The sequence below is a fragment of the Terrimonas ginsenosidimutans genome, assembly GCF_022012415.1.
In the GTDB taxonomy this organism is placed as follows: domain Bacteria; phylum Bacteroidota; class Bacteroidia; order Chitinophagales; family Chitinophagaceae; genus Terrimonas_A; species Terrimonas_A ginsenosidimutans.
Window position 1 is genome coordinate 1 of record NZ_JAKLTR010000028.1, and the last position, 18,872, is coordinate 18,872.

Consider the following 18,872-nt stretch of genomic DNA (forward strand, 5'->3'; position numbering starts at 1 on the left):
CGCCTTGCCCGTCCGGCAAAAATGTAAACAGAGTCTTCGAGGCCCCCTCGAAAAACAGCGCCCTTGCCTGCCCGGCATCCCTCAAGGCCGCCGGCGATCGGCCGCTATCGCCTTCTCAATACTCCGCCACAGCATGGCCGCCGATCTGTCCCAGTCATATTCCTTTGCTTTTTCCAACCCTTTTTGAATAAGCCGGTCACGCAAAACTTCATCTTTGTACAGCCGCATCATTTTATCAGCAATGTCTTCATGACTGGCAGGGTTTGCGTAAAGGGCCGAGTCTCCGGCGATTTCCTGCATGGCAGAATTTTCGGAAGTGATCACCGGCACGCCGGCCTGCATCGCCTCTGCAACGGGCATACCAAAGCCTTCGAATAAAGATGGGTATACCATCGCATAAGCAGCACCGGTCAGCTGTGAAAGCTTCTGGTCATCTACGTAGCCTGTCAGGACGAGATCATCGCGATATTTATAGGAGCTTAGGCTCTCCATAAATTTTTTACTCTGCCACGCTGCTCTGCCTGCGATAACAAGCTTCCAGTCGCTCTTCTGCCGTTTCTTGAAGATGGAAAATGCTTTCAACAGATTCACAAGATTCTTACGTGGATGGATGGAGCCTGCATATATGAAATAGTTTTTACCAGCAGTGAATTCATGCGTAACAGATTGCTTTTCCTGCCAGCTTAATGGTCGCACAGAGGATCTTGCCGCATTATATATTACGTCTATTCCGTCAGGATCTGTTTTGTAATGTGCTATGATATCATTCTTCGAAAACTGTGATACTGTTACAACGGACGATGCCTTCTTAAGAAATTTTGGAGTATATCTTTTATAGAATAACAAGTGCGAGCGATAAATAAAAGACGGATGATGCAGAAAAGCAAGATCATGTATAACGAGGCATTGCGGCACCGAGGTGGAAAGTGAGCAGAATCCATCGCAGGATAAGAACACATCCGCCTTGTATTTTTTCAGCACCGAAGGAATGCGTATATCATACCACCATTTCCAGAGCAAGGGGTGTCTGGCCGGCGGGCCTGCAACAACCGGTGTGATATTAGCTGCCTGGATAAATTCGTCGCTGTATGGCCGGTCGAAGATAAATATGAACTGATGTTCAGGGTGGTTTGCAACAAGCCTGCTCAGCATTTCCTTAAGGTAATATCCATATCCTTCGAGCGTGTTGCTTACTAAAAACCTTGTGTTGACTGCAATATTCATGGTGTAGTGCAAAGTTAAAGTCTTGCCCGCGGCTGACGAAACCAAATACGATCAGTAAAACCGCGCGGCCCTAAAGGTTCACAAAATCCAGCAGCGTCCGCAAAACTACCCGGAGGCGGGCAGGTGCTTTTACGAGAGAGATTACAGGGAAGGCATGTTTTTTCAGCAGGTTATTTTTCTGTGGATATTCGGCTATTACTGTGAAAAAAATAGAGAAGTATTACAATTGCAAGCGCATGCATCTATAGGTACCTTTATTTTTCGAGAACCCAAGAAAACACCAACTATGAACTTTAATCCGGTAACCTATGAAGCATTTTTACTTACGTCATTTTATTCATGCAACACTGTTAACATCGGGCATTTTCGCCGGCGTTAAAAGTTCTGCTCAGTGCCCTGGCGGCTATGTGCCCAGCGGAATTGCATTTGATACGACGATCAACTTCACGGATGGTAATCACTCCTCAGTCATAAAGTTTCCCAAATTTGACGGAACCACGGGCATGGTTACCTGTGCAAGATTGAGTATGACTATTTCTTCGACGTTGAATTTTATGTATTTCGAAAACAGGGACAACTTTCCTAACACTGCGGGTGTGAACTTTACCAGAACGGACGCCATAAGCGGGCCCGGTTTGAGTTCGCCGATGACAAACAGTGAAACAAATGGATTTGGGCCGTATAACCTTTCACCCCGGGATGCCACACCTAACACTGGACCGGATTATATAGGCGTTGGACCTGAAACTATTTTTAATACAACGAAGACCATTACTATCACTGATATCAGCGATCTCTCTCAATTCTATGGCCCTCCGGGAGATTCCCTTGTATATAATTATACAGCGAATGGATCATCTGCGATCAGCACTACCGGTAACTGGTTTGGGGGAGTTGATGCATCCGGTTCTATACACTATCGAATTGAATTCTGTTATTGTCCCGCAGTAAGTCTTCCATTAAATGTTTATTCATTCAATGTAAATAAAACGAGCGCTAACAAAGCCGAATTAAAGTGGAGCGGCACTGATGATCCTGGAATGGATTTCTATTATGAAGTAGAAGTAAGTAGAAACGCTTACGACTACACCCGTGTAGGTATTTTAGAAAAAAATGATAATATATCTGGTAATTTTAAAATGAATTTCTCAGCTTTACACGGCGAGACCGGTGTATACCATTTCCGTGTGAAGCAGGTTTATGCAAATGGATATGTTCGTTTCAGCAACACACGTCAGGTTGTTTTGGAAAGTTTCGAAAAAAATTCATTTTCTATCTATCCAAATCCATCAAATGGCATAGTTGGTATCAAATTTGATAATATTTCGGCAGAAGAATTTGTTATACAAATCTTCAATACGCAAGGGCAGAAAGTGTTGACTAAAGAGATCGTGGTAAATGGGCCTTCTTACGTGCAGTTAGGGAACCTTACAAAAGGTGCATACTGGGTGAGAGTGATAAGTAAGAAAGACCGTGCTTCAAGCGTACAACAACTCATTACTAAATGACCTCTTAGGTGGAAGAGGATGGTGGCTTGTAAAAGGGGCCTTGGTTCGGGGCCCCTTTCTTTATGTCCATACGTGAACGGAAAAAGATCGCTGTCCGCTTGCCTTTGTCCAGTGCCCGGTTAGTGGTAAACTCCAAAGATTTGTTCAAAAGAAGCTTCCCCGGTGAACAGTCAACCGGCGACGAATTTCCCGCTCAAAAAAGCCGATTTGCATTTTAAATAATAAATTTCTATTATTGGCCGTACCTTTACATTCACCGCTACATTCTTACATTTGCTTTCCACTATTTTTTTTATGGAATATAACACTACGAGAAATGACCTGGCCATGAGAGAGTATGGCCGTCATGTGCAGAAAATGATCGAACATTTGCTGAGCATTGAAGATCCTGAACGCAGACAGCGCAATGCTTATGCTGTGATCGAATTGATGGGATTTCTGAACCCCCACCTCAAAAATGTGGAGGATTTCCGCCATAAGCTCTGGGACCATCTGTTCCTGATCTCCGATTTTAAACTGGAGGTGAAATCTCCTTACCCGATCCCAACCCGGGAATCCTTAAGCGAAAGGCCTAAGCCACTGCCTTACCCAAAACGTTATCCAAGGCATTCCCACCTGGGTAAAAATCTTGAGCTGATCATTAAGAAAGCCCTGGTAGAAGAGGATATGGAAAAACGCGCCGGCTTTGCAAATGCGATCGCGTATTACATGAAACTCGCCTATAATAACTGGCATAAGGAAATGGTACACGATGACGCCATCCAGGGAGAACTCTCAGGTATTACAAACGGACAACTTACCTTCACCAACACTCCGTATGTAAAAGCCTTCCGCCAGCAGGACAACCGCGAAAGGGACAGAAGCAACTTCGGAAAGCAACGCGGCAAATTCCAGCATCGAAGCAACAACAACAACGGCGGAGGAGGAAACGGCAACAATAACCAACGCAGAAATGACAATCGCGATAATCGCGGCGGTGGCAACGGCGGCGGAGGTAACTTCAAAAAGAAACGCTACTAAGTAAAGTAACCGTCAGCATTAAACATTTAAAAAGCTACTTAAACTTGCGGGTTTCTGCGGCTTTTTTAATTATAGATGACTTGGATTGCATAGCTCAGTTTGTCCGCCAAACGGCTTTTATTTTTAATTTTTACTTATACCATGCATTCATTCGAAGTACGAGGTGGTAAGAAATTACAGGGAGAGATCATCCCACAGGGGGCAAAGAATGAGGCTCTTCAGATCCTCAGCGCGGTTTTGCTCACTCCTGAAAAAGTGACCATTACCAATATTCCGGACATTCTCGATGTTAATCTGCTGATCGAACTCCTGCAGGAAATGAATGTGAAAGTAGAGCGTACATCGCGCGATACAGCCATTTTCCAGGCCGATAATGTAAATATCGATTACCTGCACAGCGACGATTACAAAAAGAAAAGCGGTCGCCTGCGCGGGTCTGTCATGCTTGCCGGACCAATGCTTTCACGCTATCGTAAGGCATTCATTCCCAAGCCTGGCGGAGACAAGATCGGCCGCCGTCGCCTGGATACGCACATCATTGGTTTTGAAAAGCTTGGCGCAAATTTCGACTATAATAACGAAGATGGATTCTTTCATTTATCAGCCCCCCATCTCCACGGGACGAACATGCTGCTGGATGAACCATCCGTAACCGGTACCGCCAATATCGTGATGGCGGCCGTAATGGCAAGCGGCACCACGACCATCTACAATGCCGCCTGCGAACCATACCTGCAGCAGCTTTGCAAAATGCTCAATCGTATGGGTGCGAAGATCAGCGGTATCGGCAGCAACCTGCTGACCATTGAAGGCGTAACCTATCTAGGTGGCACTGAGCACCGTATGCTGCCGGATATGATCGAGATCGGTTCATTCATTGGAATGGCCGCTATGACACACGGTGATATCACGATCAAAAATGCCAGCATCGACAATCTCGGCATCATCCCCGAAAAATTTCGCCAGCTGGGCATCCAGCTTGAGTTCACTGGCGATGATATCCATATCCCCTCCCAGGATATCTATGAGGTACAACGATATCTTGACGGCGGAGTACTTACCATCTATGACCATCCATGGCCGGGTTTTACGCCCGACCTTCTCAGTATCGTACTTGTAACCGCCATACAGGCAAGAGGTAGCGTGCTCATTCACCAGAAGATGTTTGAAAGCAGGCTCTTCTTCGTGGACAAACTGATCGATATGGGCGCGCAGATCATTCTTTGCGACCCGCACCGCGCGGTAGTGATCGGCCTCGAGAGAGAGCAAAAGCTTCGTGGAATTACAATGAGCAGCCCTGATATCAGAGCCGGTGTTTCCCTGCTGATCGCAGCGCTGAGCGCGGAGGGAAAAAGCGTCATACAGAATATCGAACAGATCGATCGCGGATATCAATATATAGATGACCGACTCCGTAAGCTGGGAGCAGACATTAAACGGGTTGAAGGGTAAAGGAATTTAAAAGTTTAATAGTTTTAATGTCCGACAGTGACTTCGTAATTCGCCGCTGTTCTTAAAATTCAGGAGCATTCAACTTTTAAACGATTGTCTATGATAAAGTATATCCTCATCGCCGTATTGTTTTTTGCATCCGGTATACTGGCTTCACAGGTTCTGCAAACAAGATCCACAGAACCTTATATCCTGGAAAATGAAAAAGACATTCCTGTAAAACAGGCTGGTCCCCATAATGGCGGAGGCGAAACAACAGGTTTCAACTTTTTCTCCAAAGCAAAAGATTTTCATCTCGCATTCCGGAAACGCATTCTTCACCCGGGTTCAGCCATTGGCTATCATTTACAAAAAGAAGACGAGATCTATTATGTTCTCAGCGGGCGCGGCGAAATGCAAATGAACGGCCAATCATTCGAAGTAAAACCGGGGGACGCTATTTTAACCCGTCCGGGCAGCTCACATGGGCTAAAGCAGGCGGGAACAGACGACCTGGTCATTATCATCAATTACATATTGAAGTGAGACCGCGGACAATAGACCCGGACTTCGGACGACCGATGATGAACTGAATAACCTCTAATTATACAGGCAATACTTATGATTTTGCCATTGAAATGAAACGTCTGCGGTCTGCGGGGTTGCCTGTTCCCGACAGTCGTCGCTGTTGAGGGGTTGTGGCATTTATCTCTCAGATCCCCAGGAAATCCCGGATGATCTGGTCTGCCTCCTTACACGCTTTGGAGAGATCATCATTTACTATGATCTTGTTGAAATGATGCTTGAACGAGATCTCGTAAGAGGCTTTATTCACGCGTGCCTGCAGGGACTCGACCGTTTCTGTGCCACGGGACTCCAGTCTTCTCTTCAGTTCATCAACAGAGGGAGGTTCGATAAACATCGTGAGTGAGCTTTCCGGGTATTGCTGTTGGACATGTATCGCACCTTTTACATCAATATCGAGAAGGGGGCATTGGTGATTATCCCAGATGCGCTGTAGTTCAGACTTCAGGGTACCATAGTATTTTCCTTCGTACACCATTTCCCATTCCGCAAATTCGTTCTGCTGGATCCGTTGTTTAAAATCTTCTGCCGACAGGAAATAATAATCCACCCCATCAGTTTCATACGCCCGTTTGCTTCGTGTTGCCGCAGAGATCGAAAAAGCAAGCTCAGGATATTTCTCCAGCAAATAACGGGTAATAGACGTTTTTCCGGCACCTGATGGTGCTGTAATAATGATGATCTTATTTTGAAAAGAAGACATGTGCAAAGAAAGGCAAAAAGTCAAAATTCAAAACTAAAAAGTAGAAATGCCTTAAGAATGGTCAAAGTTCATTTAAACACCGGATCGGTTGGCCCCCAGGTACCGCCTTCATCCCTTAGAAGGCCTTTTTTATTTTCGAATTCTGACTTTCTTTGCCCTGTTTCTCTTTCACGCCCGCTTTACTATCTTTACTGAATGGCAGAATGGAATAAAATAATCTGGTTTGTGATCACCCTGCTCCTGATGGGTTTTTTCGCCGGGATTGAGATGGCCTATTACAGCGCCAACCGGCTTAATATAGAATTGAAGAAAAAACAGGGCGGCACTACCGGTCACCTGTTATCTAAATTCATCGATGCGCCCACGAGCTTTATCGGCACGACCCTGATCGGGTTTACCCTGTTCCTTGTATTCTTCGGGTTAGTGTTCAGTGTTGTGATGAAGCCGATCTGGGATTATGCGCATGTGCATGATGTGGTCCGCATTATTATTGAGATCGCTGCGGCGACGCTGATGGTGCTGGTATTTGCTGAATTCATCCCGCGCGCGGTGTATCGTGCCCGTGCGAACAGTGCGCTGAGCCGTCTCGCGCTGATCACCGATTTCTTTTACCAGATCTTCTCGCCGATCGCGGAGGGTTTCATCCGCCTTTCCCAGTGGCTGCTGAAATATGTATTCAACGTACGGATCGATCAGCATAAAGAGCCGCTGAGCCATGCGGAACTGAAAAACCTGTTTCAACAATCGATGAATGAGGACCGGCAGGACAGGAATGCACAGCTCCTGGAGAACGCCCAGGAATTTCCGAAGGTAAAGATCCGCCAGTGCCTCGTTCCCCGGAAAGAGATCGTTGGTATAGATCGCAGTGCGGGCATCCAGGATGTGCAGGAAAAATTTGTGCAAACCAAACTGAGCAAACTGGTCGTATATGAAAATAATATCGACCACATTGTTGGATACGTACACCAGCTTGACCTTTTCAAGAAGCCGTCTGATATCAAATCGATCCTTCTTCCGATACCGGCAGTGCCAGCGAGCATGAGCGCGGCCGACCTGATCGGCAAGTTCAGCCGGGAAAGAAAAAGCATCGCCTGGGTAGTGGATGAGTTTGGGGGAACAGCCGGGATCATTACCATGGAAGACGTTCTGGAAGAGCTGTTTGGTGAGATCCAGGATGAATACGATACGGAAAAATTTGTGGAGAAACAGATTGCAGAGAATGAATATATCTTTTCAGGCAGACTGGAACTGGATTATCTCGAAGAAAAATACCGTTTTGAATTTCCGGAAAATGAATCGGAAACGCTTTCCGGGTACATCATTAACTATCACGAGACGATCCCGCAACAAAAGGATCGCATCATCATTGATGATTATGAGTTTGATATTATCAGTGTAAGTGATACGAGGATCGAGACGGTGAAGATGAAGCGGCTGAAGTGAGCCATCAATGATCGACGGTAGATGGCCACTGGCCGGGCCGGGCCTCGCTCAGTCAAAGCGGTTTTTGGCGTAAAAACTTTACATATACGTTTATGGCCATTCCGACCATCGATCATCCAACATCGATTCTACCGTATCTTTGCCCGCACCTTATAAATCGCACTAATGGCTTTAATGGATTTTTTTAATAAACGGAAGAAGGTACCCAACGCCGAAATGTCTTTTATAGATCATTTGGAGGAATTGCGCTGGCACCTGGTCCGTTCCGTTATTGCCATCCTGGCCTGTGCAATTGTTGCTTTTATCTATTCTGAATATATAGTTGATACGATCCTGTTTGGGCCAACCAAGCCTGATTTTATCTCCGCACAATGGCTTTGCGCAGCAGGGCAGAAAATAGGATTGGGAGATGCGATATGCTTCAAAGAAGTGAAAGTGAACTTCCTTGAAACCACCATGACCGGGCAGTTCATCGCCTCGTTCACGGTGGCCTTTATTGGTGGATTTATTGTTGCATTCCCTTATGTATTCTGGGAATTCTGGCGTTTTGTAAGGCCTGCGCTTTCTGATAAAGAAAGAAAAAACACGCGCGGGGTGATCTTCTGGGTTTCATTTCTTTTCTTCCTGGGTGTTGCTTTTGGTTATTTCATTCTGACGCCATTCATGGTGAACTTCTATTTTAACTACAAGCTGAGTGCTCAGATCACGATCATGCCTACATTTTCCGATTACCTGGAAAATCTGATATATACAACGGTTGGTATCGGTATCCTCTTCCAGATGCCGCTGCTGGTAATGGTGCTGGCGAAAGTCGGCTTTGTTACCGCGAAGTTCCTTCGCAAGTACCGCCGCCATGCCTTCGTTCTGATCATTATCGCGGCAGCGATCATCACGCCGTCAACGGATCCATTCAGTCTTACGATCGTGACCATTCCGCTTTATGTGCTGTTCGAAGCAAGTATTGCCGTGGCATCAAGAGTGAACAGGAAGCAGGAGTTGAAGGATAAGGAGGAATGGAGCTAGGCGATCGTTGTTGAGAAAAACATCGCTCAGATCAGAAAATGGTGTTTGAAAAAACCGGTATTTGCGGGAGGCAGATGTTTTCGCCCGCCATGGGGTATCAAACATTGATTTTCCCGAACTTTCTTACTTTTACCGTCCGGGCGCCATCCATCTCAGGCGTCGCGTAAAAGAATTGTACATTATGACATCTTCATTTGACCTGAATAAGCCCATAGCCATCGGCAGTGACCATGCCGGTTTTGATTACAAAGAGCAATTGATCTCCTTCCTGGAAGGAAAGGGATTGTCTTATAAAGATTTTGGTCCGTTTTCCAGGGATTCTGTTGATTACCCTGACTACGCCCATCCGGTTGCGGAGGCAGTGGAAAGTGGTGATTGCGCTTTTGGGATACTGCTTTGCGGCAGTGCCAATGGCGTGGCGATCACTGCCAATAAGCACCAGCAGATCCGGGCAGGTATTTGCTGGGGCGATGAGATCGCTCAGCTGGTCCGGCAGCATAATGACGCCAATGTACTTTGCATACCCGCTCGCTTCGTACGCGAAGAGGATGCCGAGAAAATGGTGACCACGTTTATTACAACCCCATTCGAGGGCGGAAGACATGCGAACAGGGTGGGAAAGATCGCCTGCTCGTGAGATCGTTGACCGCTAACCGTTGACCGTTCTCCGTTGACCGGTTGCCGGGGAAATGATGCACATTTTACCTTCTGCATTATTTTTTCGTACGGCTCTTTTTAAAACGAGGGCGGTCAGGTTGACCAGATATCCATCCAGCCATTTATCAAAACCTTCCACTCACTTCCACTTTTTCCCTTAAGTTTGAGGCTATTCTTTTTCAATTACAAAACATATTACAACCATGAGAAGATTACTGCTCCCGGTTTCCCTGGGGCTGAGCCTGTTTGCTACGGCACAAAAAACAGGTAACCCGGCAAGCTTTGCCAAATCAATCACTGCAGAGGACATGAAGCGTCACCTTTACATTATTGCGGGCGCGGAAATGGAAGGTCGTGACACCCCTTCACCAGGCCTGGAAAAAGCAGCTGACTACATCGAAAATCATTTTAAATCACTGGGACTATTGCCAGGCAACAACGGAAGCTACCGCCAGACTTATCCGCTGTATAAAGACTCTATGACGTCTGCCACGCTGAAAGTAAATGGCACTGGTTTCACGCTGACCAAAGACTTCCAGCCACAGCTTTCGATGAGCCATACTTCTGAGCTTCGTTTCTCTGAGGTGGTCTTCGCCGGTTATGGTATCGTGGATGGTGAGCTTGACGCGTACAAAGACCTTAACGTTCGTGGTAAACTGGTTATGATCGTAGACGGAGCTCCTGCTACCTACAAACCAACCACCCAGGGATTCAACTCTCCTGCAGGTATGCCCGCTAAAGTGGCAAAAGCACAGGAAAAAGGTGCTGCTGCGGTACTGGTCGTGTATGGCAATTTCCCGCGTAATACTTTCAATGCCTCGGGTAACTACAATATGAATGGTTATCCTGCTTCAGTTTATCCGCAAACATTCAGCATTTCCTCTTCCGTTGCTGCTACGATCCTCGGATTGACCGGCACGAATGTGATCGATAAAATGAAAGCAGAACCTATCGCCCCGGCTGTTTACAAAGCGAACATCGATATGGGCTTTACAAAAACAACCCTCACAGCAAGCGCATCAAATGTGATCGCAGTACTGGAAGGAACAGATAAAAAAGACGAATACATTTTCCTCACGTCACACTATGATCACGTAGGTAAAAGACCTGATGGCACTATTTACTATGGCGCGGATGATGATGGTAGCGGCACAACCGGCATCCTCGAGCTGGCGGAAGCATTCGCAAAAGCAAAAGCAGCTGGTAAAGGCCCGCGCAGAACGGTTGTATTCATGACTGTAAGCGGTGAAGAAAAAGGCCTGTGGGGTTCTGCATACTATGCAAACCACCCGATCTTCCCACTGGAAAAAACATCTGTTGACCTGAACATCGACATGATCGGCCGTATCGGCGAAGAATACCTGAAAGATAAAGACTCTGCGAACTTCGTTTACATCATCGGCGATGATAAACTAAGCACAGATCTTACTCCGATCACCGACGCAGCGAACAAAAACGTAAAGCTGAAACTCGACAGGAAATACAACGACCTGAATGACAGGAACCGGTTCTACTATCGCAGTGATCACTACAACTTCGCAGAAAAAGGAGTTCCGATCATTTTCTACTTCAATGGTGTACACGCGGACTACCACCGTCCAACAGATACGCCTGACAAGATCAACTATCCGTTGATGGCGAAAAGAGGTCAACTTGTATTCTATACAGCCTGGGAAATGGCTAACAGGAATGAAATGCTGAAGCGTGACCTAAAGCTGGACAAGCCTAAAGGATTCTAATTCAGTGTCTAATAAATAATAATAAAGGCAGCTCGGATATTCCGGCTGCCTTTATTATTTTGTGAAAGAACCAAAACCACTATATGTCAAACGAACAAACTCCTGTCACAAACAACAATGATGTGATCGCAGATCATTTCGATGAATTAAGACAGATCGAATTGGAAGGATATGAACTTGCCGTTAAGAAAGCAAGAAATGCTTTATTTCTTGTAGCAGGTCTTATCCTGTTCTGGGAATTATATGCAAGCTATCGTGATGCGGGTTCACTGGATTTCACCGTCACTGCATTTGCGGTCATCGTGTCCGGAATATTTGTCGCACTTGCGTTATGGACCAAAAAGAAGCCATACACGGCACTGGTCTCCGGCATCATTGCCTTCATTCTCTATAAATTGCTTGTAATAGCTGCAAACGGATACATTGAAGGAGGTGAAGGGATTGTCAAAGGTTTAATGAGCGGTATTATTTTTACCGTCGTCATATTTGTTCAGTTATTCCGCCCGCTTAGTGATGCAAAAGAATTGCAACGGGCAAAAGAAGAAAAAATAGCTAAATAATTATTTGACTGATCAGGTGCTCTTAATAGTAAGTACCTGAAAAAAATAAAGGTTTAAATGTTCAATGCCTTTCCGGAGAATAACATTGAACATTTAAACCTTAAACTTTTGAACTTAACTCTCCTGGCTTATTGCCCCAGGATCCACGCAAAGATCAACGGCGCTACGATCGTAGCATCACTTTCCACAATGAATTTCGGTGTATTGATATCCAGTTTACCCCAGGTGATCTTCTCATTGGGCACTGCACCTGAATAAGAACCAAATGAAGTGGTAGAGTCACTGATCTGGCAGAAGTAGCTCCAGAAAGGAACATCATGCCACTCAAGATCCTGGTACATCATTGGCACAACACAGATCGGGAAATCTCCTGCGATGCCGCCTCCGATCTGGAAGAAACCAACGCCTTTACCTGAAGAGTTATGACGGTACCAGTCAGCCAGCCAAACCATGTACTCGATACCATTCTTTACCGTACTTGCCTGCAGTTCGCCTTTGATCACGTAGCTCGCGAAGATGTTACCAGTGGTACTGTCTTCCCAACCCGGAACAACGATCGGAATATTCTTTTCAGCAGCGGCAACGATCCAACTATCCTTCGGATCGATCTCATAGTATTGTTCAAGCTCGCCGCTTAATACAGTTTTATATAGGAACTCATGCGGGAAATAGCGCTCGCCCTTTGCTTCAGCGTCTTTCCACTGCTTTACAAGGTGTTTCTGTAAACGACGAAATGCCTCTTCTTCAGGGATACATGTGTCTGTTACGCGGTTGTAATGATTTTCAAGCAGGTCCCACTCATCCTGCGGAGTAAGATCGCGGTAGTTTGGAACTCTCTTGTAGTGAGAATGCGCTACAAGGTTCATTACGTCTTCTTCCAGGTTCGCACCTGTACAGCTGATGATCTGGATCTTATCCTGACGGATCATTTCTGCCAGTGAAATGCCAAGCTCGGCAGTACTCATGGCTCCGGCAAGAGATACAAGCATTTTTCCGCCTTCCAGCAAATGGGTTTCATACCCTTTTGCGGCATCTACCAATGCTGCTGCGTTGAAATGGCGATAATGATGCTCGATGAATTTTGAAACTGGTCCTTTGTTCATGTTATATGATTTTAGACCGCCTTCAGATCCGCTTCAGCGGAGACATTGCGGGAATGAGCGGCAAAAATAAGAATAAGTCAAAAGTCAAAATTAAAAAGTAAAAAAATACCCGGCGGGAGGTTGAATTTGCTTTACAGGTGCCGAATATTCTTTAAGAAGATGTCAAAACTGACAACCGAGCCGGAAAGCTGTCTTTGCGCAAAGTCTGTTCAACAATCCTTTCCAGGTAATCAGACTGAGGCGGCCGGTTATATGCTTACATGGATTGGTCTACACCCTTTTTAATTTTTAATTAAAAAAACCCGCTCTTAAGGAGCGGGTTTCTGCCGGCATATTAAATCACTGTTACCGTTTATGCTTTGATTCCGTGTTGTCCTGACAGATCCGACTGCCGGTAGGCGGCTTCCTGTTTTTTCTGAACGATCAATTGGATAAGGTAGATTGGAACCAGGGCTATAAACAACAAGCCTAAAAACATGTGCTTATTTTTTCACGCGCTCTTTACTCAACACTTCACCAAGGCTGTTGAATTTAACGGTATACTTTTTCACTCCTTCTTCGATCGCCAATGCATAGGTGGTGCCTTCATCTGTAGAAACTTCTCTCACTTCCGTTACAACAGGTGATTTGAACTTCTGATCCACGGCACGGATCACGATCATTGGAAGCTGATCAAAGAACATATTGCGTATTGAACCTACGAACTCCGCATTCGAGTTGAAGTAGGCAACTGTGCTATGGCCACCCCAAACAAAAGATACTTTCATCACATCCTGGTCAGTGCGAGACCAGATAATGTTCTGCGCTCCCGCAAACTGCTTGTTAAATGCCTGCTCCGCTTTAGGATCTGCTTTCTCAACTGGATTTGCAAAAGAAGAAACGATACTTACTGTAAGTACTACTGCTGCTAAAAAAAACTTTTTCATGACTAATGGTTTAATTGGTTAATGGTTTCGAGATTGTGTTTGTATTTGTCTGTTTGTTATTAAGACGTATCAAAAGTACCTTAGGTTACAGGTTCAGAAAAGTAAATTGGGATTGGTGGTAGCGAATGTTAATGGGAATAACAATCATTAACCTTGGAGAAGGTTGGCGATGTTACCGCCTAAAGATCTGATGTGACAATGAAGGAAGAATATTTTTAAACGAAGAGTTTTCATTCATCGAAACTATATAACAGAGGATCCTTTCACTTAACTAATAACTAAAGAAATCTGTCATTTACTAAATGTTTCTTTTTCATTCTCCTCTTCAGCGCTTTCACTACCGATCTTCTATAACCCTTTCCAGAAAAAGGAAAACCCCGTCTCCTGGAAGAGAGAACGGGGCTTTATTTACCACACACCAAAACTAACTGCGTTGATTATGCTTTTGTTGATTTCTTGTATACACTCCATTTGCCGCCATTGCTTGATTTCAAAGTGATCTTTGAATCAGCCTGCTCAAGCGTGATATAATAATGTGTGCCATCTTCATTTGAAACTTCGAACAGCTCTGTGATCCAACGGTCAGCGTAATCTTTCTTCAGTGAAGTCTGCAGGTTGCCCGGCAGATCCAGTGAGCTGATATTGCGGGCAAGACCCAGCATCTGGCCATCAAATGAATAGAAAGCTGTTACATACTGCTCATTATAAATGAACGCTGCTTTGTAAAAGCCGGTACCAACTGTCCACTGTACTTCTTTTGCATCACCGAACTCTGTATTGAATGCTGATAATACTACTGTGCTGACTTTTACATCTTTTGCAAATACAACCATACTGCTGATGGCGATTGCGAGGGTGAGGATGATCTTTTTCATAATTTTTTATTTTTTGTGGTTTCAGGTTTTTATTTCCTTTTAAATATGTCCGGTTATTAACCGTGTTGTGTATCTAAGACGTGGCAAAAGTAGATTAGGTTACATCCATCTGCAAGCTAATTGTGACTAATGGAAACCAGTGTTAAACACTGTTAACGCGTGTTATTGCCTGTTAACCGCACATCCTTTCTTAATACCATCCGTAAACCAGAATTTCACATTTGATACAGTTATGATTAGGAAGTTTACGATAGTATTTAGATATTTGTCTAAATATTTAATGAATCAACTGGTAAATGAATACGGTTTTCAAAGCGTTGAATGACCCCACCCGAAGGAAGATCCTTGAGTTATTGCAGGAAAGAGATATGACTGCGGGTGAGATAGTAGAGCATTTCAATATCTCTGGCCCAAGCATTTCACACCATCTTGATCTGTTGAAGCAGGCAAACCTTGTTTTTTCAGAAAAGGACGGTCAGTACGTTTATTATTCATTGAACATCACTGTGGTGGATGAAATAGTTAAATGGTTTATGCAGTTCAAACTAAAAAAGAAATAGCATGAAGATCCTTAAGAAAATTATCTGGCTATTTATGCTGGCGCCGATCGTTTATCTGTTTAGTATCTGGCAGCAACTGCCTGAATCCGTTGCTTTACACTTTGATATCAACGGGAACCCTGACCGGTATGGCAGCAAGAAAGAATTGTGGGGTTCCGCACTTCTCCTGCTGGGCGTAAGTATTGGCGTTTATTTGATGATTACGAATATTAACCGCATTGACCCCAAGCGATATGCTAAAGAAATGCAGGATAAATATGATAAGATGGCCGTGGCTATCGCGCTGTTTCTTTCTGTTATCCATTTTTTTGTGATCAGCAGTGCGTCGAGCGGCAGGATCAGCTTTTCACCTGGAGTAGTTTTCGCACTCGTGTCTGCTTTGTTCGCCGTGATGGGTAATTATATGTATAATATCAAACCCAATTATTTCATCGGCATTCGTGTGCCCTGGACGCTGGAGAGTGAAGACAATTGGAAAAAAACGCATCATCTGGCATCACGGATGTGGTTTGTCGCTGGTATTATTATGGCAATACTCACATTGCTTCTTCCAACAACACCAGGCATGATCGTATTCTTTGCCGGTACTTTTCTCATTACCACCATACCTATTATCTATTCTTATAAACTATTTATTAAAGAACGAAATCAAAAAAACCAACTATGAAAATGAGATCTTTCTTAATTATTTTTTTGTTCCAGGCAGGAATCTTTACGGCAAGTGCTCAAAAAGGTGAAATTTTTCATGGACGTTGGGAAGGGAAAATTGCTGTCGGCGGTAATGGACTGACATTTGTCATTAATGTTACAGATAATGGTCGCGGCGGACTGACTGCCACTGCCGACAGTCCTGACCAGGGTGTGTTTGGCATAAAATGCGATTCAGCATGGTTTGCCGGCACTGAGATCACTGTTGAGCTAAAAAGCCTTAATGCTTCATATAAGGGCCGGCTTTCCGGTGATACAACGCTTGTGGGCACCTTCTCCCAGGGAATGGAAATACCGCTCAATCTCACAAAAACCAGCGCGGCCCCGGCTGCGAAGAGGCCACAGGAACCCAGACCTCCGTTTCCCTACAAAAGTGAAGAGATCGTTTACCACGATCCAAAAGGAGCCCGTCAATACGGCGCCACCATTACCATCCCCCAGGGAAAAGGACCTTTCCCGGCTGCCTTGCTGATCACCGGAAGTGGTCCGCAGAACAGGGATGAAGAAGTTTTCGGTCATAAGGCATTCGCGGTACTTGCCGACGCATTAACCCGGAATGGATTTGTTGTATTGCGGGTTGATGACCGGGGGATTGGCAAAACAACCGGGCCGTTCTCCGGAGCGACCACTGCCGACTTTGCCGATGATGCCCGTACAGGACTGCAATACCTGCAATCCAGGCCAGAGGTAAATAAAAAGAAGACCGGTATGATCGGGCATAGCGAAGGCGGTATGATCGCACCGATGGTTGCAGCAAACCGGGACGATATCGATTTTATCGTTTTGCTCGCCGGACCGGGCGTTCCTGTCTCTCAACTGATGGCCGACCAAAACGCAGCAATATTCCGCCAGGCTGGTATGAGCGAACCGGCCATCACATCTTATATCGATATTTATACCAACGTAGCAAAGCATATTGTCAGCACTACAGATTCACTCACTGCACTTAACAAAAGCATTGAGCTGATCAGAAGCTGGAGACTTAAAACAGATACTGCACTATTAAGAGAATTGCGTGTGAATGGAGATGAGACAGACCGGGAGATGGCGACCGCGTTTGCAAGTGCCATGCGTGACAACTGGTTCCGCTATTTCTATTCGTTTGATCCAACCGGCTATCTTCAGAACCTGCGTTGCAAAGTACTTGCCCTGAATGGTAGTAAGGATATACAGGTTCTCTCGTCAGCCAACCTGCCCGCGATCGAAGCTTCTTTGAAAAAGAGCAAGAGCAGATCATTCATAGTGAAAGAAATGCCCGGATTGAACCATTTGTTCCAAACCTGCAAAACCTGCTCAACCACCGAATACGGCCAGCTTGAAGAAACCTTCGCTCCGGCTGCCCTGGAAGAGATCAACAATTGGTTGAATAAAAATGTAAAGTGAACGTTATTTGAAAAAAGAACTAATTTTTAGGTCGAAAAATTAAGTTGAACAGGTTAAAAAAATTGAAAACTGCCGAATCCGGCAGTTTTTTTGAATATGCCGGGGTAAGATTTTGATCCCTGGACATTTTCCGGGAATATTTAAACTCTGAGAAATGAATTTTCTTGCACACGCATTTCTGTCCTTTGATGATCCGGGAGTGCTCGCAGGAAACATGATCGGCGACTTCGTTAAAGGCAGGCAAAGACTGGATTATCCCGCAGAAATGCAGGTAGGCATTATGCTTCACCGGCTTATAGATTCTTATACTGATGAGCATCCGGCAACACGGGCTGCCAAAGAGCCATTTCGTCCTGCATATCGGCTGTACAGCGGAGCGATCATGGATGTGATCTATGATCATTTCCTGGCAAATGACGTGGACGAGTTCCCGGATGAATCACTCTTTGCATTTTCCCAAAAAACCTACACGATCCTTAATAGCAGGCTTCATTCGCTGCCTGCCAACTTCAGGGCAATGCTTCCATATATGCAACAGGAAGACTGGCTGTATAATTACCAGTCTAAATGGGGAATAGGCAAAAGCATGCATGGACTTATCCGCCGCGCAACTTATCTCACCGAAAGTGATACTGCCATGAAATTACTTGACAGCCATTACCAACTATTACAAGATTGTTATCGTCAGTTCTGGAGTGACATGAAGCCTTATGCATTTGAACAATTCACAAGATTAAAGAACGAGATCGGCGGATAAGAATCAGCCCGTCACCGAAATATAACCATTCGTTAATTCGTTATGGTCTTGTGGGAATTGCCTGCACTTCTATATTTTTGCAAATATTTTTTATATATGAAAAAAGCCCTTACCGTTTTTGCAGCGTTGATCATGCTGGGCTATACTGCCAGTTCCCAGACATCACTTCCGGAGATTGATAAGTCTCCTTTGGATATCTGCTATTACCCGACCGAGTATCCGCAATTAAAGACACAGGCAAAAAGCATCGATCCGGCAGTGGCGAGGGTCATCTACAGCAGGCCAAAGAAAGAAGGCCGGCCCGTGTTTGGTAATCTGGTGGAATATGGAAAGCTATGGAGGCTTGGTGCGAATGAGGCGACGGAAATTGAATTTTTCAAACCCGTGATGATCGGGCAGAAGAAAGTAGCGAAAGGCCGCTATACTTTATATGCTATTGTTAACGAAAAAAGCTGGACATTTATCCTTAACAAAGACATAGATATCTGGGGATCTTTTAAATATAAACAGGCGAATGATGTGTTAAGACTGGATGTTCCTGTTCAGACAATGAAAGACCAGGTTGAATCACTAGCAATGACTTTCGAAAGAAGTGCATCAGGCGTAAACCTGGTGGTTGCCTGGGAAAATGTGAAGACAGAACTTCCGATTACGCTCTAACGAACAA

The 18,872-nt window shown here is 45.0% G+C and carries 19 protein-coding genes; 14 read left to right on the plus strand and 5 right to left on the minus strand.

Annotated features, from left to right (window positions below):
* Positions 1 to 81 precede the first annotated feature (81 nt).
* Positions 82 to 1,224 (minus strand): glycosyltransferase family 4 protein, encoded by a 1,143-nt coding sequence (locus LZZ85_RS26640; protein WP_237876845.1) that lies wholly within the window; start codon positions 1,222 to 1,224, stop codon positions 82 to 84.
* A gap of 308 nt (positions 1,225 to 1,532) precedes the next feature.
* Here LZZ85_RS26640 and LZZ85_RS26645 point away from each other — a divergent pair, with 308 nt between their 5' ends.
* The 4 genes from LZZ85_RS26645 (at position 1,533) to LZZ85_RS26660 (ending at position 5,729) form a co-directional block, all read left to right on the plus strand.
* Positions 1,533 to 2,732, plus strand: coding sequence for a choice-of-anchor E domain-containing protein (locus LZZ85_RS26645; RefSeq protein WP_237876847.1), 1,200 nt, complete (start codon positions 1,533 to 1,535; stop codon positions 2,730 to 2,732).
* A gap of 294 nt (positions 2,733 to 3,026) precedes the next feature.
* Positions 3,027 to 3,752: a DUF4290 domain-containing protein gene (locus LZZ85_RS26650; protein WP_237876849.1), complete on the plus strand. Its 726-nt coding sequence runs from the start codon at positions 3,027 to 3,029 to the stop codon at positions 3,750 to 3,752.
* A 141-nt stretch (positions 3,753 to 3,893) separates the two neighbouring features.
* Positions 3,894 to 5,204, plus strand: a complete 1,311-nt coding sequence (murA, locus tag LZZ85_RS26655) for a UDP-N-acetylglucosamine 1-carboxyvinyltransferase (RefSeq protein ID WP_237876851.1) — start codon at positions 3,894 to 3,896, stop codon at positions 5,202 to 5,204.
* A 99-nt stretch (positions 5,205 to 5,303) separates the two neighbouring features.
* Positions 5,304 to 5,729: a cupin domain-containing protein gene (locus LZZ85_RS26660; protein WP_237876853.1), complete on the plus strand. Its 426-nt coding sequence runs from the start codon at positions 5,304 to 5,306 to the stop codon at positions 5,727 to 5,729.
* A 166-nt stretch (positions 5,730 to 5,895) separates the two neighbouring features.
* On the opposite strand, the gene gmk is transcribed toward LZZ85_RS26660, so the two are convergent.
* Entirely contained in the window at positions 5,896 to 6,471 is a 576-nt protein-coding gene (gmk, locus tag LZZ85_RS26665) for a guanylate kinase (RefSeq protein WP_237876855.1), read from the minus strand.
* Between the two features lie 195 nt (positions 6,472 to 6,666).
* Here gmk and LZZ85_RS26670 point away from each other — a divergent pair, with 195 nt between their 5' ends.
* The 5 genes from LZZ85_RS26670 to LZZ85_RS26690 all read left to right on the plus strand — a co-directional run bounded on the left by LZZ85_RS26670 (position 6,667) and on the right by LZZ85_RS26690 (position 11,893).
* Positions 6,667 to 7,914: a hemolysin family protein gene (locus LZZ85_RS26670; protein WP_237876857.1), complete on the plus strand. Its 1,248-nt coding sequence runs from the start codon at positions 6,667 to 6,669 to the stop codon at positions 7,912 to 7,914.
* Between the two features lie 165 nt (positions 7,915 to 8,079).
* Positions 8,080 to 8,937 (plus strand): twin-arginine translocase subunit TatC, encoded by an 858-nt coding sequence (gene tatC, locus LZZ85_RS26675; RefSeq protein WP_237876859.1) that lies wholly within the window; start codon positions 8,080 to 8,082, stop codon positions 8,935 to 8,937.
* 181 nt (positions 8,938 to 9,118) lie between these two features.
* Positions 9,119 to 9,574, plus strand: coding sequence for a ribose 5-phosphate isomerase B (gene rpiB, locus LZZ85_RS26680; RefSeq protein WP_237876861.1), 456 nt, complete (start codon positions 9,119 to 9,121; stop codon positions 9,572 to 9,574).
* Between the two features lie 223 nt (positions 9,575 to 9,797).
* The gene (locus LZZ85_RS26685) at positions 9,798 to 11,333 is read left to right on the plus strand and encodes a M28 family peptidase (protein WP_237876863.1); all 1,536 of its coding nucleotides are present in this window, start codon (positions 9,798 to 9,800) and stop codon (positions 11,331 to 11,333) included.
* A gap of 83 nt (positions 11,334 to 11,416) precedes the next feature.
* Positions 11,417 to 11,893, plus strand: coding sequence for a hypothetical protein (locus tag LZZ85_RS26690; protein WP_237876865.1), 477 nt, complete (start codon positions 11,417 to 11,419; stop codon positions 11,891 to 11,893).
* Between the two features lie 128 nt (positions 11,894 to 12,021).
* Here LZZ85_RS26690 and LZZ85_RS26695 read toward each other — a convergent pair whose 3' ends face one another.
* The 3 genes from LZZ85_RS26695 to LZZ85_RS26705 all read right to left on the minus strand — a co-directional run bounded on the left by LZZ85_RS26695 (position 12,022) and on the right by LZZ85_RS26705 (position 14,797).
* Positions 12,022 to 12,996, minus strand: coding sequence for a deoxyhypusine synthase family protein (locus LZZ85_RS26695; RefSeq protein ID WP_237876867.1), 975 nt, complete (start codon positions 12,994 to 12,996; stop codon positions 12,022 to 12,024).
* A gap of 482 nt (positions 12,997 to 13,478) precedes the next feature.
* The gene (locus LZZ85_RS26700; protein WP_237876869.1) at positions 13,479 to 13,922 is read right to left on the minus strand and encodes a hypothetical protein; all 444 of its coding nucleotides are present in this window, start codon (positions 13,920 to 13,922) and stop codon (positions 13,479 to 13,481) included.
* 437 nt (positions 13,923 to 14,359) lie between these two features.
* Positions 14,360 to 14,797 carry a hypothetical protein gene (locus LZZ85_RS26705; protein ID WP_237876871.1) on the minus strand — a complete coding sequence of 146 codons (438 nt, stop codon included), beginning with the start codon at positions 14,795 to 14,797 and terminating at the stop codon, positions 14,360 to 14,362.
* Positions 14,798 to 15,093: 296 nt separating this feature from the next.
* Here LZZ85_RS26705 and LZZ85_RS26710 point away from each other — a divergent pair, with 296 nt between their 5' ends.
* The 5 genes from LZZ85_RS26710 to LZZ85_RS26730 all read left to right on the plus strand — a co-directional run bounded on the left by LZZ85_RS26710 (position 15,094) and on the right by LZZ85_RS26730 (position 18,865).
* Positions 15,094 to 15,357, plus strand: coding sequence for an autorepressor SdpR family transcription factor (locus LZZ85_RS26710; protein ID WP_237876873.1), 264 nt, complete (start codon positions 15,094 to 15,096; stop codon positions 15,355 to 15,357).
* Position 15,358: 1 nt separating this feature from the next.
* Positions 15,359 to 16,024: an SdpI family protein gene (locus tag LZZ85_RS26715; RefSeq protein WP_237876876.1), complete on the plus strand. Its 666-nt coding sequence runs from the start codon at positions 15,359 to 15,361 to the stop codon at positions 16,022 to 16,024.
* A 2-nt stretch (positions 16,025 to 16,026) separates the two neighbouring features.
* Positions 16,027 to 17,448 (plus strand): alpha/beta hydrolase family protein, encoded by a 1,422-nt coding sequence (locus LZZ85_RS26720; RefSeq protein WP_237876878.1) that lies wholly within the window; start codon positions 16,027 to 16,029, stop codon positions 17,446 to 17,448.
* 154 nt (positions 17,449 to 17,602) lie between these two features.
* Complete coding sequence (locus tag LZZ85_RS26725) at positions 17,603 to 18,205, plus strand: acyl carrier protein phosphodiesterase (RefSeq protein ID WP_237876880.1); 603 nt, start codon at positions 17,603 to 17,605, stop codon at positions 18,203 to 18,205.
* Positions 18,206 to 18,301: 96 nt separating this feature from the next.
* The gene (locus LZZ85_RS26730) at positions 18,302 to 18,865 is read left to right on the plus strand and encodes a DUF2911 domain-containing protein (RefSeq protein ID WP_237876882.1); all 564 of its coding nucleotides are present in this window, start codon (positions 18,302 to 18,304) and stop codon (positions 18,863 to 18,865) included.
* Positions 18,866 to 18,872: the final 7 nt, after the last annotated feature.